Source organism: Paenibacillus sp. BSR1-1 (assembly GCF_030403775.1).
GTDB lineage: Bacteria > Bacillota > Bacilli > Bacillales > Cytobacillaceae > Neobacillus.
Window position 1 is genome coordinate 56,376 of sequence record NZ_JAQMWQ010000010.1, and the last position, 14,434, is coordinate 70,809.

Annotated in this window: 13 protein-coding genes and 1 riboswitch; of the genes, 8 read left to right on the forward strand and 5 right to left on the reverse strand. The window is 39.1% G+C overall.

The features are described from left to right. Positions 1-14 precede the first annotated feature (14 nt). The 4 genes from PH210_RS15545 (at position 15) to PH210_RS15560 (ending at position 5,581) form a co-directional block, all read left to right on the forward strand. Entirely contained in the window at positions 15-1,760 is a 1,746-nt protein-coding gene (locus PH210_RS15545; protein ID WP_289986754.1) for an FTR1 family iron permease, read from the forward strand. A 107-nt stretch (positions 1,761-1,867) separates the two neighbouring features. Further along, positions 1,868-3,196: a polysaccharide biosynthesis protein gene (locus tag PH210_RS15550; RefSeq protein WP_289986755.1), complete on the forward strand. Its 1,329-nt coding sequence runs from the start codon at positions 1,868-1,870 to the stop codon at positions 3,194-3,196. A gap of 85 nt (positions 3,197-3,281) precedes the next feature. Continuing rightward, the gene (locus PH210_RS15555; protein ID WP_289986756.1) at positions 3,282-3,800 is read left to right on the forward strand and encodes an RNA polymerase sigma factor; all 519 of its coding nucleotides are present in this window, start codon (positions 3,282-3,284) and stop codon (positions 3,798-3,800) included. 41 nt (positions 3,801-3,841) lie between these two features. Continuing rightward, complete coding sequence (locus tag PH210_RS15560) at positions 3,842-5,581, forward strand: aromatic amino acid hydroxylase (protein WP_289986757.1); 1,740 nt, start codon at positions 3,842-3,844, stop codon at positions 5,579-5,581. A gap of 42 nt (positions 5,582-5,623) precedes the next feature. Here PH210_RS15560 and PH210_RS15565 read toward each other — a convergent pair whose 3' ends face one another. Both PH210_RS15565 and mscL read right to left on the reverse strand, forming a co-directional pair. After that, entirely contained in the window at positions 5,624-6,232 is a 609-nt protein-coding gene (locus tag PH210_RS15565) for a Bax inhibitor-1/YccA family protein (RefSeq protein WP_289986886.1), read from the reverse strand. A gap of 76 nt (positions 6,233-6,308) precedes the next feature. Continuing rightward, positions 6,309-6,707 (reverse strand): large conductance mechanosensitive channel protein MscL, encoded by a 399-nt coding sequence (mscL, locus tag PH210_RS15570; protein WP_223589671.1) that lies wholly within the window; start codon positions 6,705-6,707, stop codon positions 6,309-6,311. A gap of 157 nt (positions 6,708-6,864) precedes the next feature. Continuing rightward, positions 6,865-6,911: riboswitch (PreQ1 riboswitch) on the forward strand. A gap of 90 nt (positions 6,912-7,001) precedes the next feature. On the opposite strand from mscL, the gene queF reads away from it, so the two are divergent. Continuing rightward, a complete protein-coding gene (queF, locus tag PH210_RS15575; protein WP_223589673.1) occupies positions 7,002-7,499 on the forward strand; it encodes a preQ(1) synthase in 498 nt (165 codons plus the stop codon). 39 nt (positions 7,500-7,538) lie between these two features. On the opposite strand, the gene PH210_RS15580 is transcribed toward queF, so the two are convergent. Next, positions 7,539-9,041, reverse strand: coding sequence for a LuxR C-terminal-related transcriptional regulator (locus PH210_RS15580; RefSeq protein ID WP_289986761.1), 1,503 nt, complete (start codon positions 9,039-9,041; stop codon positions 7,539-7,541). A 202-nt stretch (positions 9,042-9,243) separates the two neighbouring features. On the opposite strand from PH210_RS15580, the gene PH210_RS15585 reads away from it, so the two are divergent. The 3 genes from PH210_RS15585 to PH210_RS15595 are packed head-to-tail and all read left to right on the forward strand — an operon-like array spanning position 9,244 to position 11,423. Then, on the forward strand, positions 9,244-9,816 hold the full coding sequence (locus PH210_RS15585) for a DUF6230 family protein (protein WP_289986762.1): 573 nt from the start codon (positions 9,244-9,246) through the stop codon (positions 9,814-9,816). A gap of 13 nt (positions 9,817-9,829) precedes the next feature. Beyond that, the gene (locus PH210_RS15590) at positions 9,830-10,216 is read left to right on the forward strand and encodes a DUF6114 domain-containing protein (RefSeq protein WP_289986763.1); all 387 of its coding nucleotides are present in this window, start codon (positions 9,830-9,832) and stop codon (positions 10,214-10,216) included. Positions 10,217-10,229: 13 nt separating this feature from the next. Beyond that, positions 10,230-11,423: a hypothetical protein gene (locus PH210_RS15595; RefSeq protein ID WP_289986764.1), complete on the forward strand. Its 1,194-nt coding sequence runs from the start codon at positions 10,230-10,232 to the stop codon at positions 11,421-11,423. 67 nt (positions 11,424-11,490) lie between these two features. Here PH210_RS15595 and PH210_RS15600 read toward each other — a convergent pair whose 3' ends face one another. Further along, positions 11,491-12,723: an aminopeptidase gene (locus tag PH210_RS15600; protein ID WP_289986765.1), complete on the reverse strand. Its 1,233-nt coding sequence runs from the start codon at positions 12,721-12,723 to the stop codon at positions 11,491-11,493. Positions 12,724-13,071: 348 nt separating this feature from the next. After that, on the reverse strand, positions 13,072-14,343 hold the full coding sequence (locus PH210_RS15605) for an MDR family MFS transporter (RefSeq protein WP_289986766.1): 1,272 nt from the start codon (positions 14,341-14,343) through the stop codon (positions 13,072-13,074). Between the last annotated feature and the right edge of the window lie 91 nt (positions 14,344-14,434).

Below are 14,434 nucleotides of genomic sequence, written 5' to 3' on the forward strand. Positions count from 1 at the left end.
GAGAGAGAGTTATTATGCAAAAATTATTGAAGCCATTTCTATTCCTGACGATATTATTTGTGTTTTTGCAAGCGGTACAACCAGTTTCATCTGCAGAAAATCATGATGAGCTTTTTGTCCTGATTGGCGATAGTTTAATGAAGGCGAAAGATGGTGATAGGGGAACTGTTGCCAAAAACATGGAACAATTCGCAAGTGAATGGGTTTCCATTAAAAAATCAGACAGTAAGCAGGCAAAAAAGGTGGACGAAAACCTTAATAAGGTTCAAAGTTTACTAGCCAAAGAGAATGTGGATAAAGAGGCTCTTTCAAGAAGCCTTTCGGCTCTGTCAAGTTCAGTTGTTTTGTATGATCAGGAACAAAATCCAGAAGATAAGGCAAAAGGGAAAGAGCAAGTAAAACAGATGCTTACAATAACCGCGAAATTAAAGGAGTCGATTAAGGAGGGGAATCTATTAACCTTAAAGGCTGAATACCAGTCGCTCCTAAATCAATGGAATGCATCAGAAAAGATTGTTCATGATGAAAGTATTGTGACATATGGGAATATCGAAAAATACATGGCATTAATCCGCATCGCTATTACCCAAAACCCAGCGGATCTTAAAAAGGCTGAAACGAATGTAGACCAATTAACCAAAGTCGTGGAGAATTTTTTAGCTGGCAAGGTTACGAAGCAGGTAAAAGGGGAATATTCGTTATCAGACCTGACGGCATTATTAAGTAAGGCGGAGAATGAAATTTCTGACAAGGATTATCAAACTGCTATCAGTCATTTAAATGAAATTCTCGATATCTGGCCCATGGTTGAAGGGGATGTGTCAACAAAGGACAACAAACTGTACAGCGATATTGAAACGAAAGTTCCTGCCGCTATCAGTATATTAAGCTCCAAAAAAGTAAATGAATCAAAAGCACTTACGATCGTAGAGGACTTAAACTCACGACTTGCTCCATTAACGAGCAAAACCGATTATTCTTTATGGGATGCGGCACTTATTTTATTACGTGAAGGGTTAGAAGGGCTGCTGATCATTGCCACCCTAATCGCTTTCTTAAAGAAAATGGGCCAGCAGACTAAACAAAAATGGATTTGGGCTGGAGTTGCGGCAGGCGTGCTGGCAAGTGCAGTGCTTGCAGTCATTATCAATATTGTCTTTACAAAGATTACAGCAGCGTCAAGCCGGGAGTATATTGAAGGCATAACGGGTGTTATAGCGGTTGTCATGATGCTGACGATTGGGGCATGGCTTCATAATAAATCAAGTATTGGGAATTGGAATAAGTATATAAATCACCAGATGCAAGATGCAATAGCAAGAGGAAGCCTACTTTCTTTTGCGTTTATCAGCTTTTTGTCTGTTTTTCGTGAAGGTGCAGAGACCATCATTTTTTACGCGGGGATAACCCCATATATAAGCCTGCAGCAGTTAATCTTGGGGGTACTTCTAGCTGTAGGATTATTAGTGATTGTCGGATTTGCGATTATTCACTACAGTGTAAAAATTCCCATCCGCTTATTCTTTAAGGCTGCAACTTTATTAATATATTTCTTAGCCTTTAAAATACTGGGAATTAGCCTCCATGCCTTACAGGTTTCAAATGTACTTTCCACCAGTACTGTACAAAATCTTCCGTTCATAGATTGGATGGGATTATATCCAACCTGGGAAACCACATTAACTCAAGCTCTGTTAGTAGCTGTCATCATTCTAATGACATGGACGGTTAAGAAGCGCGCGGTTACAACAAATATTTAAAAGGGCGAAGGCCCTTTTTTTGTTGCCATAAAAAAATATTCTCCTAATATTCATGGAACTTGTCTCATAAGTTATAGAGTGATATTAAAAAAAGGGAGAATAAAAAATTGGCTATTTACTACAAGAGTGTGTTCTTTTTAGCGGCTTCTGCATTTTTGGGTGAAGGAATTGAGTTCATAGTAAATATGATTCTGGCAAGAGAGTTGGGAACACACGGTTTAGGGCTTTATATGTCCATTCTGCCGACGATTTTTTTAATTGTCCTGCTTTCGAGCTTCGAACTGCAAGTCTCGATTTCAAAATTTATTGCTGAACGGGAAGAACGCTATCACCGAAATATTCTTTATCATGCCATTACAATCACTATTATCTTTACAAGTATTCTATTTTTATTGGCAACCGTGATTATCCCGTTCATCCCGATTTTTAAAACGTACCATCCTTATGTAAAATGGTTTGTCATGATTCTCATTCCGGTTATTTCCTTTACTTCGGTAGCAAGAGGTTATTTTATGGGAAAGCAGCAGATGGGAAAAATTGCCATTTCCAACTTCCTAAGGAAAGTCGTGCAGCTTGCCGGCCTATTTATCCTATTTCGATTCCTTGCCTTTGACTCAGAAAGAGCTCTACTGATTGCTATTGGCACATTAATTGGCAGTGAAATCGTTGTTTTCCTTTACCTCATTTACATGTTTATCATTCAATTTCAACAAATCAAGCGCAGGCCTTTTTCCAATCTAAATCGTAAGGCCGTTCGGAAAAATTTAATGGCCGTTTCAATACCGACGACAGGGATGCGCTTGTTTTCTGCCTTTACCAACGCCATTCAACCGTTCGTCATTAAAGCAGCATTAGTGCACGCTGGAATGACGGAAAAACTTGCCACCGAGCATTTTGGGATGCTGATGGGTGTGGCGATGTCGATTGGCTTCTTTCCAGCTTTTATTGCTCATTCGCTATTAGTTGTTCTCATCCCTGCTGTCTCGAAGGCCCATTCCGAGCGAGATTATCCAGCCTTACAAAAAATGCTGCAGCAGGTGATGAAGCTTACCCTTTTGTACGGTGTTGCAGCAGTCACCATTTTCTATTTTTATGCTCCTGAATTAACGTCCCTTTTCTTTAAATCGGAAACACCTGCAATCTTTCTGCAATTACTATGGCCTTTTTTCTTGTTCCATTTCTTTATTATGCCAATGCAGGCTTTTATGATCGGTTTAGACATGATTAAAGAAGCGTTTATTCATATTATTTGGTCAACCGTCATCTCCTTTGGACTTATTCTTTGGCTTGGTTCTCAAGCGGAGTGGGGAATGAATGGAGTTATTATTGGAATGAATACGGGTTCTGTCTTATTAGCGATGATGCATTATTTAACCATTTGCAAGAAAATAGGCTTTTCTATTTTTATGAAGGGGCTTATTCAAAAAGAGCAGTAATTTAATGATGGGGTGTAGGGGTCAGTACCATCCTTTCCGTCTAATAAAGTAGGTATTATTTTATTGAAGGGAAGGATGGAATGAAATGGGTAAAGGGTTTGTTCAAACATTTGAAGAATTAATAATAGAACATGGGCCAGCCATTTTTAACTATATTTTATCGTTAGTGAAACAAAAGGAACTTACCGAAGACCTTTATCAAGAGGTGTTACTTTCTGCTTATTTGGCATATCCTGCAGTAAAGGAGCATTCAAAGTATAAAAACTGGTTGTTTACTATTGCAGTAAATAAATGCCGAGATTATTGGCGTAAAGAAAACAAGTCCAAATTATTCTGGAAGGAAGAGGTTTATTCCTACTCAGCCTCTGCTTATTGCTCTCCTATTCCTGAAGAGGAAGTCCTACATAAATTTTCCGCTAAACAAATGGCTGAAAAAGTAAACCTCCTGCCTGAAATTTATCGTAAACCTATTTATCTTTATTACTATCAAGATTTAACTCTAGATGAAATTGCGCGAAAGAGTAATCTGCCGATGTCTACGGTAAAAACTAGGATGAAACGAGCGAAGGAACGACTGCGGCCCAAAGTGCAATCTTTCGCTTGATGCTCCTTTTTAAACAATTCACTTAGAGGAGAATGTTCACGATGACTGGTAATGGCACAAAAGAAATCCCTGCACATTTAAAGCCGTTTATTTCCAAACAATACTACGATCGCTATACGCCCATCGAACATGCAGTCTGGCGATTTGTAATGAAGCAAAATCACTATTTTTTGAAACAAATTGCGCATCCAGCCTATGTAAATGGCCTCCGAGATTCTGGTATCAAAACCGAATCGATTCCAAAGGTAGAGGATATGAATACGAGCTTGGCAAAAGTCGGCTGGGGGGCCGTTACGATTGATGGCTTGATTCCAGGCTCGGCCTTTTATGGTTTTTTAGCAAACGGCCTTTTACCGATTGCCACAGAAATAAGGAATATCCAAAACATTGCGTATACGCCGGCACCTGATATGCTTCATGAAGCAGCAGGGCATGCCCCGATTTTATTAGATGAATCTTACAGGGACTTCGTTAAGAAAATTGGAGAAATGGGCGCGAAAGCCCTGTCCAGTAAAGAAAAACTAGAGGTATTTATGGCGGTTCGCCATCTAACGATAGTCGCAGAGGACCCAAAGTCAACACCGGAGCAGGTGAAAGCTGCGGAACAACAAGTGGCTGAGTCTAGAAAGAAGGTAAAAGGATTATCAGAATCTGACCAAGTATCACGGCTTTTTTGGTGGACTGTTGAATATGGATTAATTGGCGAATTAGATAATCCAATAATTTATGGTGCTGGCTTGCTATCTTCAGTAGGTGAAAGTCAAAGCTGTTTAAAGGAAGATGTAAGAAAAATTCCTTTTTCCGTTGAGGAATGTACGAAAACTCCTTATGATGTGACAAAGCCGCAGCCGCAATTATTTGTTTGTAAAAGCTTTGATGATTTAGTTGCTAAGATTGATGAATTTGCTAATACGATGGCATTTCGAAAAGGCGGGACAGAAAGTCTTGAAAAGGCATTAACGACTGAAAATACAGCTACGATGGTTTTCTCTTCTGGTTTGCAGGTAACTGGCACAGTTGCAGATATTTTGAAGGATGATACAGGAGAGGCTGTTTATTTCCGCACTGCAGGACCTACTGCTTTATCCTGCGATAACCAACAATTAGCAGGCCATGGCACCGAAACACACCGGAAAGGCTTTGGAACGCCAATAGGTAAATTAAAAGGTGATATTGTCCTTGAGGACTGTTCAATAGAGCAATTAAATGCCCTAGGGATCATAGAAGAAAAGGAAGCAGTTTTAAACTTTCAAAGCGGGGTTAAGGTAGAAGGTGTCGTTAAGAGTATTTTGTACTCAGAGGATAAACCTATCATTATTTCCTTCAAGGATTGTACAGTGACCTATAAGGACAAAGTTCTTTTTGAAAAAGCATGGGGAACCTTCGATATGGCTGTTGGGTCAAGAATTACCTCCGTCTTTGCCGGTGCTGCCGATCCTAACAATTATTTTGAAATTAAATCAAATGAGGAAATCGAGGATGAAATGGATCAGCCAAGCTGGAGTGAGCTTGAGGGGTTATATGAAAAGGTACGGAAGTTACGTGAGGCAGCCATTTGGAATGAACAGAGTTTATCCCAATTAAATGAAGTTTTAACTAAATTGGATCAAGATTATCCGCAGGAATGGCTATTACGCTTGGAAATTTTAGAACTCTATAAAAATCATAATGGGAGTCATACCAATGTTGATAGAATTTTAAAAGTATTAAATAAAGCTGATTGGGAGCCATCTGTGAAACAAATGATTGGTCGTGGTCTGACTTTGCTTAACGGTAATTAACATCAAAAGGAGCTTGGGGTGCGACCCGAAGCTCCTAATTTTTTAGTCTTTACTATTTAAAATTCCAAAGATACGGAGAATGCTGATAAATAGATTAATGAAGTCCAAATATAAGTTTAATGCCATCAAAGGCACTTCTTCTGCTCTAACTCCATACTGCTTCATGCGGCTGATATCAAAGAGAACGTACCCGCTGAAAACTAATACTCCGATAAATGAATAAGCAAGCATTCCAGTAGAGCTTAGTGGAAAGAAAATATTAAAAATTGAAATTGCTACTAATGAAAGCAAGGCAGCAAGTAGAAAACCACCTAAGAAAGAAAAGTTTTGTTTTGACTTTGCGGCGTAAATAGCAATACCAGAGAATACAACAGTAGTGCTTGCGAATGCCATTATAACGACGTTTGCGCCTGAAGTAGCTAGGTAGTAAGCAACGATTGGATATAAGGTAATCCCTGAAATAAACGTGAAAAGATACAGGAATGAGTAAGACATTGCTTTTTTCCGTCTGACGAAGAATGCGATCATCAGCATGACAAATTCTAAAATGGCTAATGGCATAAACAGAGCGGGCGGTACAAATACTCCTGCCATGGTCCCTAAGAAGGCAATGGCTAGAGAAAAGGCAAACGTCCTTATAACAGATGGCATAAATTCAACAGATGTTTGTGGATACAATTTAGCTTCACCTCAAAATATTGTATTACTAAGTTATACGTAAAAGTGGTCAAGATGTTTCATTTTTTCTAAAAAAATCTTTGTCTTCTTTTAACAGGTCGCGAATTTCGGCTAATAACTCTTCTTCACGGCTGATTTTTGCTTCCACTTTAGCAGGCTCTTCTTTCTTCTTAAAGCGGCTCAGGAACTTTATAAAGAGGAAAATCGAAATGGCGATGATGAAGAAATCAAGGACAGATTGAAGAAATACACCATATTTTATTGGGCCATAGGCAAGATCCTTAATATCCTCCACGTTTACTGCACCGCTAATTACTACAATTATTGGCATTATAATATCTGCCACCAGGGATGAGACAATTTTACCGAACGCTCCGCCGATAATAACCCCGACAGCTAAATCAATAACATTGCCCTTCATGGCAAATTGTTTAAATTCTTTCCACATCCAAAAAAACCTCCGAAAATAGTTTCTTAATTGTATATTGTAACCATAAGACTCTTAAAATTTCAAACTCAAAGGATTTCCAACAATATGTTGATTGACAGTTCCTTTAATTTTAACTATAGTAACTATGTTAAATTAAATTTATCTGCACCCGTTTATGGGAGAGGTTCATAGCTTATACCCTCTATAAAAAACTATGGAATGGACAAATTGACCATATCCTTAGGATATGGTTTTTTATTTCTTAGTTTTTGAGCTCCTATAATTCGCGGCTATCATAAGGAGGACTAAAAAATGGCTGGAAGAACAGATGCCGAATTAGAAGGCGTAACACTACTTGGTAACCAAGGCACAAAATACTTGTTTGAATATACACCTGAGGTATTGGAGGCGTTTGATAATAAGCATCCAAACCGTGACTATTTTGTAAAATTCAATTTCCCTGAATTTACAAGTCTTTGTCCAAAAACAGGGCAGCCCGACTTTGCAACCATTTATATCAGCTACATTCCAGATCAAAAGATGGTTGAAAGTAAATCTCTTAAGCTATATCTTTTCAGCTTCCGTAACCATGGGGACTTCCATGAAGACTGCATGAACATCATCATGAATGATTTAATTAAGTTAATGGATCCAAGATACATCGAGGTTTGGGGTAAATTCACTCCAAGAGGCGGCATCTCTATTGATCCTTACTGCAACTACGGCAGACCGGGGACAAAATATGAGCAAATGGCCGATCACCGGATGATGAACCACGACTTATATCCTGAAAAAATAGATAACCGCTAATTGTAAAAGAGCAGCATCCATTATCGGAGCTGCTCTTTTTTACGAAATCAAGTTCATTTTTAATGCTTTAACTGCGGCTTCGGTTCTGTTTTTTGCCGCTAATTTTTGAATAATGACAGACACATAGTCACGAACCGTATAGCTGCTTAAATGAAGCTCACTTGCTGCTTCGTTAATCGAAGCACCTTCCGCAATTAACTTTAACACTTCTTTTTCACGCTGGGTCAGTAAGCAATCAGAGCCCCCGAATTGTTGAATAGCCTCATCCCATATCGAATACATTAATTCCCCTGCATACCTGCCCAATTTTATTAGAGTCGCCAAGGTTTGTGAGGATACCGCAAATTCAGAGTTTTCACCCTGATCCAATAAAGCGACTCCAAGCAATCTGCTTTTTGAGGGTGCAAATATTGGCAAGATAACTAATGAACGAAGTTTATACTCCTGTACATATTTCTTTGGTAAAATCTCAGCTGCATTCTCAAAGTAAAGAGGCTGTGATTGAATCAAAGGAAGTAAATATTTCTGAATTAGGGAAAGCCCGAAAACCTCTTCTTTAATCTGCTTTACAGATGGGATGCTGACATTATAACCAGAAACACCAATCCCCGTATCTTCATAGTGATTATATAAAAATAAGGCACAGCGGCTGAAAGGCATATAATCTACTAATCCCTTTGTAATGGCTTTAACCGCATCATCGGCATTTCGAGAGCATAATAAGTGCTGCAAAAACAGGAGGGAAGCATCCTTCCAAACTATTTTTCTTTCGAGATGATAAAGCTTCAATTGGCGAAGATACATATCCCGAATAAACTGAATTTGCTGTTCACCAATCACTAAATCGTTTTCCTGCAGACATACGAACAGAATTTCATTCAAACAGGGAATTTTGAGGATTCTTTCCTTATCTGTACCTGTTCCAATCAGTCTGGAGATTGCCAGTGAAAGATGGTCAATTTCCCCTGATTTTAAACCAGAGCACATATTAAGCAAATGACTGTCCACTTCATGCTCAGGAAAACAAACAACACTATCAATTTGAAAATCGTCCTGTTCTTTTTTTACAACTGCCACCCATTTCATTGGGAGAATGTTCGTCCCCATGATCATTTTAACCCATTTTTCGGTCAGGTTCTCACTATCTTGGGTTAATAACGCCTGGTCAAGGATTCTTGCAAAAAAAGCTTGGATGGCCTGATGGTCGAAAAAGGTGGCAGATGGGGTGGCAGCTACAAGCTTATGAAACATATTTTCTATTGTTGTAACGAGAAAGATAGTCTCATTTTCATCAAACTTGTTGGAAAAACGCTTTTGCCATTCTGTCAGCACCGAAAAAATAAAAGAGTCTATACGGGGTTTCTTTTCACTTAAAATTTTTTGAATGGCAATATCAATCATGATATCAAATTCATCTACTAAACTGTCGTTTCGAAATTTTAATGTGGGCAGGAGCTCTTTCCATTCTTTCATAAATGGCACACGATGCTCCATAAGGATATCGAGCCCTTTCAGTAAAAGCTGTTCCACTTTATGCTCCATGTACTTCCGCCTCCATATCCTCTATGACTAAAATATTCGATAAAAAAAATTCCAATATGACCGTAGTGGAAACTCAAACCCGACATTTGTCGGGTCCTTAATAATTTTACGATATTTTTCGTGATTGTAGTAGTAAAACAAGGGTAGTAAGGTATAGGAAAGATAGATTGTTTAAAAAATTCAAAAAATAGGAGGGGTTTAAATGGAAAGTCCAGTTCAACTCGTGGAGGGTACGACTAGCAAGAAAGTTTTTTGGTCTGCATTAGGCGCTGGAATTTTAACGTTAGCATTATTATTAGTTTCATTTGGTGTATCAGGTGTGGCCTATGCTGTTCCGATTGCCGGTGTAGGTGATTTTTATGTAGAGTTTGACAAATTAGTTGGAACCGGTTACACCTTCTATCCAAAAATGGGGGAAACAGGCACTTCTGACTCTGCTCCCCAAGGTACCAATTTAATCGAAAATCTAACCATTGACAATTTGCAATTGTATAAGGATTTTAAAGTGGGCGGTGAGTGGATTCGTGTGAAAATAGCGGCATCTAAACCAGTTCAGATAAGCGGATTGCAGCATGACGCCGATCTAATTGAGGCAGATGCCAAATTCCAGAACTTAGTCGTTCAGGAAAAGCACAGCGATGACTGGCAAAAACAATTCAAGCAAACTTCTTCCACAATTGTTTTAGAGCATGCCAAATTAAAAACGCACTATCTCTTCCAGAAGACCATTAATATGAATGGAATGAAACTTACCGTAGAAAAAATTAACAAATAGGGAGTGCGTGCAGATGGGTGCTAAAAAATGGCGTAAACAAAGGCCGGTGTGGGGAGCATTACTAACTATTGTAAGTGGTTTAATGATATTATGGGTTCCTTTAAATCTTTATCTAAGTACCTTCCTGCCTGGGTCCATTGCGATTATTGGCCTGCTTTTTGGCGGATTAATCACCTTAATTGGAATTGTAGCTTTATTTTTTCCTAATGCTTCAAAAATTCTTGGAATTTTCACCATATTTTTATCCATCCTTTCCGTTATTGGCGCCTTAGGCGGGTTCTTATTTGGTACTATTTTTGGAATTATTGGCGGAGCACTGTTGATGGCATGGCGCCTTGGTCCAGCGAAGGTAAAAGTCTCACGTTCTGGGGGCGTTGAAGAGACGGTACACAATTTTTAAAGGGGAGCTTAATATGTGGTGGAAAAGCAAGTTTATCTTGTTAAGTTGCAGTCTAACGCTCATGTTTTTGTCAATATGCTCTCTCGGTAAAAGTGTACATGCCGAAAAGTTAGATACAGATGGTTTTATTATAGAAGCAGATCGAGTGGTTGGTTCAGGAATGACAGCATCGATTGTTAAACAAGAAACCACAGAAAATGATCAGAAGCCTATGCTCCGTTTTCAATATCAGTCGGCTACGATTTATGGAATGAGGTTAACGAAACTGGTTGATTCAGCAAATGGTCCGGTCAGTATCACCTTAAAAGCAAGTGGACCAGTTACAGTTAAAGGGATGACTGTTGATACCACGGCTATTTCCTTTAAAGGTGCATGTATTAAAGCATCTGAAACAGTTCCTGAGCTAGGGATGGAAGATGTGGTTATGGTGGCACATTATATGAAGGCAGAGGATAGTTTAATAGAAAAGTTAGTCCTTAATACTATTTCTGGAAATGCTGGTTCTGAAAAGCCGGGGAAATTGCAAGTCCTGCAGGATTTAAGTTTGCTCCCATTGAATCAATTGGATAAAGAAGTTGAAAAAATTTCAGCTGGGCATCTGCCTCTTACTTGTGCAGATGGTTCAAAAACGGACGCGCCGTCTGGCGGCATTGGAAAAATTACAGATCCGATTCAGGATGTCACTGATGTCGTGACCAAACCGCTTGATCCAGTAACAAAGCCCTTAGAACCAATTTTGAAACCGCTTGATCCAGTAACAAAGCCGCTAGAACCAATTTTGAAACCACTTGATCCAATAACCAAACCGCTTGAGCCCGTCTTGAAACCGTTAGAACCTGTTGTAAAACCGCTTGAACCAGTGTTGAAGCCGATCGAGCCTGTTATTAGCAGCACAACAGAAAAGGTGGAGCAGGTGGTAAAATCTGTTTGCGAGCAAATGGAGGATGCAAAAGGAGTGATTCATAAAGAGCTGGCATTGGCATTAATTGATGAAGCGATTGCAAAGAAATTGCCGTTGAATAAAGTTTGCCAAAGTAACACATCCCTGACAAAAGAGCTTCAAAGCTGGGAAGAGAGCCTGTTAAAATCACTCGGACTTATTGATTTATTAGGAAAAGTCATTGTACAGGATCCAATCCAGCAGCTTAATAAAATGCGCGATAATATTTCAAAAACAAAAGATGGAGCCATCATTTTTACTCCATAAAAAAAGAAGGTGTCAGGCACCATGTGAAATTTTCACATGGTGCCTGACACCTTTCTCACTTACTATATTAAAAAGCCCAATTTCCGCCTCTAAATACTGGCTCTGTTTTACCATCGGCGGTAATGCCATCGATATCCATTTGATCGGAGCCGATCATGAAATCAACGTGGGTGATACTTTCGTTAAGTCCATTTTCAGCCAATTGCTCAGAAGACATTTGCTTTCCGCCTTCAATACAGAAGGCATAGGCACTTCCAATGGCTAAATGATTCGATGCATTTTCATCAAACAACGTGTTAAAGAATAGAACATTAGATTGTGAAATTGGCGAATTGTAAGGCACAAGCGCTACCTCTCCTAGGTAATGGGAGCCTTGGTCAGTATCGACAAGGCGTTTTAAAATTTCTTCGCCCTCTTCCGCCTTCACTCCAACAATTTTTCCATTTTCAAACGTAATAGAAAAACGGTCGATGATATTTCCGCCGTAGCTTAGCGGCTTTGTACTGGCAACGGTACCATTGACACCGGTTTTAAATGGAACGGTGAATACTTCCTCGGTAGGCATATTGGCCATAAATTCAAAGCCCTTTTCATTCACACTGCCGGCACCAACCCAAATGTGTTTATCCGGAAGCTCAATCGTTAAATCAGTTCCAGGGGCTTTATAGTGAAGCTTTGCATAGCGTTTTTCATTTAAATAATGTACTTTTTCGTGAAGGGTTTCGTCATGCTTTTTCCAAGCTTCAACTGGGTTTTCCACATCTGCGCGAGTTGCTTTAAAAATGGCGTCCCAAAGTTTGTCGACTTGCTGCTCACTAGGGACATCCGGAAATACCTTAGCAGCCCATGCTGGAGATGCCGCTGCAATAACGGTCCAGCTAACCTTATCTGATTGAACTGCTTTTCGGTAGTTAGACAATGCTTTCCCTGCAGCCTTATTAAAGTTAGAAATCCTTTCGGGATCCACTCCTTTAAGTAAATCTGGACTCGTGGAAATAACCGACATAAAGGCAGCGCCATTTTCTGCAAGTTGTTCCTGCTCTTTGGCACGCCACTCTGGATACTCTAAAAATGCTTCATTTGGAGCCAAATCGTACTTTGTTCTGGTGACGGTATCATCGTTCCAATTCACAACAACATTGTGGGCACCTGTTTCGTACGCCTTTTTGACAACCAAGCGAACAAATTCAGCAGCATCTAACGTGGCACCAATTACCAAGGTCTGGCCTTTCTGAATGTTAACGCCAACCTTAACGGCAAGCTCAGCATATTTTTCAAGGTTTCTTTGAAAATCACTCATATGTATGTCTCCTTTTCAGAATCTTCCTATATATTGTAGCTTTTTTAATTGGAAAAAGAAACCGCTAGCATTTAAACATAAAAAAACAGTAAAGACTATTCTCTTTACTGAAGTTTACTGCCGTATACTTTTATATTAAAATAAACACCTGCTGAAAAAAGAACGATAAATGTAATAATACCTGATAATGAAGTTGGAGCCATGAATTGCGATAATTCCATTGATTCCACCGTCCTTAAAATAAATAAGTTTACACTCTAATTATAATGTTAAAAGGGGTGAATGTGAACGAATTAGTACAATTTTTTGGACATTTTTTGAATTAAATTTCAATAAAAACGGGACCTATCAGGCCCCGGCTTTCATAGATTGTTTTCCAAAAGTATAGAACATCAGCCAATATAAGAAGCTGCTAAAAAGTGCCAAGATAACCAAAACCAAAAACGTCCATCCATACCCAATCCAAACCGTCAATGGAATTGAAAGAGGGGCGATTGTCCGGCTGATGGTAAACCGCAGACTTGCAGCGGCAAAATATTGACCACGCATATGTTCCGGGGCAAGTTTAGAAACAAAGCTTTGCTGGAGCCCCGCGCCCATAAGTTCAGCTAACGTAAATACAGCCATTGCAACAATAAGCCCCCAAATCAAATGGGTTTGACTAAAGATCACCATGGAAATGGCATAAACAATGGATGATAGCACAAATACGTTTCGTTCATAATATTTACTCATCCATTTTGTTACAAAAACCGTCAATAATGCCACAAGGAAGCCATTCTCCGCTAGTACTATTCCAAAGGCCTGCTCTGCCCTTACAGAAAATGACCAATCTCCAAAGGTAAACAGATTTTGAGTTTTGACCATATCTTTTATATAGACAGGAATTAATAAGTCTAATTGCATAAAAGTCTGTCCTGCTAATACACCAGCCAGAATAAATAAAAGGAAAGCTTTGTCCTTTACTATGAGTGAATAATCCCTTAACTGGTTAATTAAAAAATAATACCACTTTCCATCAATTGAAGGGTCTGCCATCCTTTGAAAGGGAGCGGTTTCACGAGTCCATTTAAATAAAATTAAACCTAGCAAAATGCACACCATGCCTGCAACAAGAAGTAATTGAAAACGATAGTGAACATAAAATATGGATCCTAAAATAGGACCAATAACAACTGCAATATTGATAGATGTATAGAATATCGCAAAGACGCTGCTTCGGTCTTTTTCCTTGACTACATCCGCAATCATCGCTTGACTTGCAGGCCAATAAAAGGAACCAAAAACACCTGCAACCGCAAACGATAAAAAGCCTACCCAAGGAGAATGAAACCATGGAGAGCTTGCAAACGCAAATGCCAAAAAGGAAAGTCCCTGTCCAATGGCGGATAGGACCATCATCCGTTTTCGGCCAAATCGGTCGGCACAATATCCGCCCATTAAGTTGGCAATCACAGAAAAAATCTGTGAAAATACTAATAATAATCCTGCTTTATTTTTACCAAATTCATCTGCAAAATAAATCGTTAAAAAGGGAAAAAACATCCAAAAGGTAATGTTCATCATGGCTTCACTAAACAAGCGAACCTTAAGATTTGGATCCCAATCCTTTATCTTCATGCTGTATCCTCGTTTCCAAATTTGATGCCATTTCATCATACTAGAATATGGCCCTTTAATGGAACAGTTTTATTATTATTTTTGTTCCTAT

Excerpts from the sequence above, each read along its gene's own strand:
- queF (WP_223589673.1), top strand. The coding sequence starts at position 7,002 with ATGGCTGGAAGAACAGATGCCGAATTAGAAGGCGTAACACTACTTGGT.
- PH210_RS15595 (WP_289986764.1), top strand. The coding sequence starts at position 10,230 with ATGTGGTGGAAAAGCAAGTTTATCTTGTTAAGTTGCAGTCTAACGCTC.
- PH210_RS15560 (WP_289986757.1), top strand. The coding sequence starts at position 3,842 with ATGACTGGTAATGGCACAAAAGAAATCCCTGCACATTTAAAGCCGTTT.
- PH210_RS15585 (WP_289986762.1), top strand. The coding sequence starts at position 9,244 with ATGGAAAGTCCAGTTCAACTCGTGGAGGGTACGACTAGCAAGAAAGTT.
- PH210_RS15590 (WP_289986763.1), top strand. The coding sequence starts at position 9,830 with ATGGGTGCTAAAAAATGGCGTAAACAAAGGCCGGTGTGGGGAGCATTA.
- PH210_RS15605 (WP_289986766.1), bottom strand. The coding sequence starts at position 14,343 with ATGAAGATAAAGGATTGGGATCCAAATCTTAAGGTTCGCTTGTTTAGT.
- mscL (WP_223589671.1), bottom strand. The coding sequence starts at position 6,707 with ATGTGGAAAGAATTTAAACAATTTGCCATGAAGGGCAATGTTATTGAT.
- PH210_RS15565 (WP_289986886.1), bottom strand. The coding sequence starts at position 6,232 with ATGCCATCTGTTATAAGGACGTTTGCCTTTTCTCTAGCCATTGCCTTC.
- PH210_RS15580 (WP_289986761.1), bottom strand. The coding sequence starts at position 9,041 with ATGGAGCATAAAGTGGAACAGCTTTTACTGAAAGGGCTCGATATCCTT.
- PH210_RS15600 (WP_289986765.1), bottom strand. The coding sequence starts at position 12,723 with ATGAGTGATTTTCAAAGAAACCTTGAAAAATATGCTGAGCTTGCCGTT.
- PH210_RS15545 (WP_289986754.1), top strand. The coding sequence starts at position 15 with ATGCAAAAATTATTGAAGCCATTTCTATTCCTGACGATATTATTTGTG.
- PH210_RS15555 (WP_289986756.1), top strand. The coding sequence starts at position 3,282 with ATGGGTAAAGGGTTTGTTCAAACATTTGAAGAATTAATAATAGAACAT.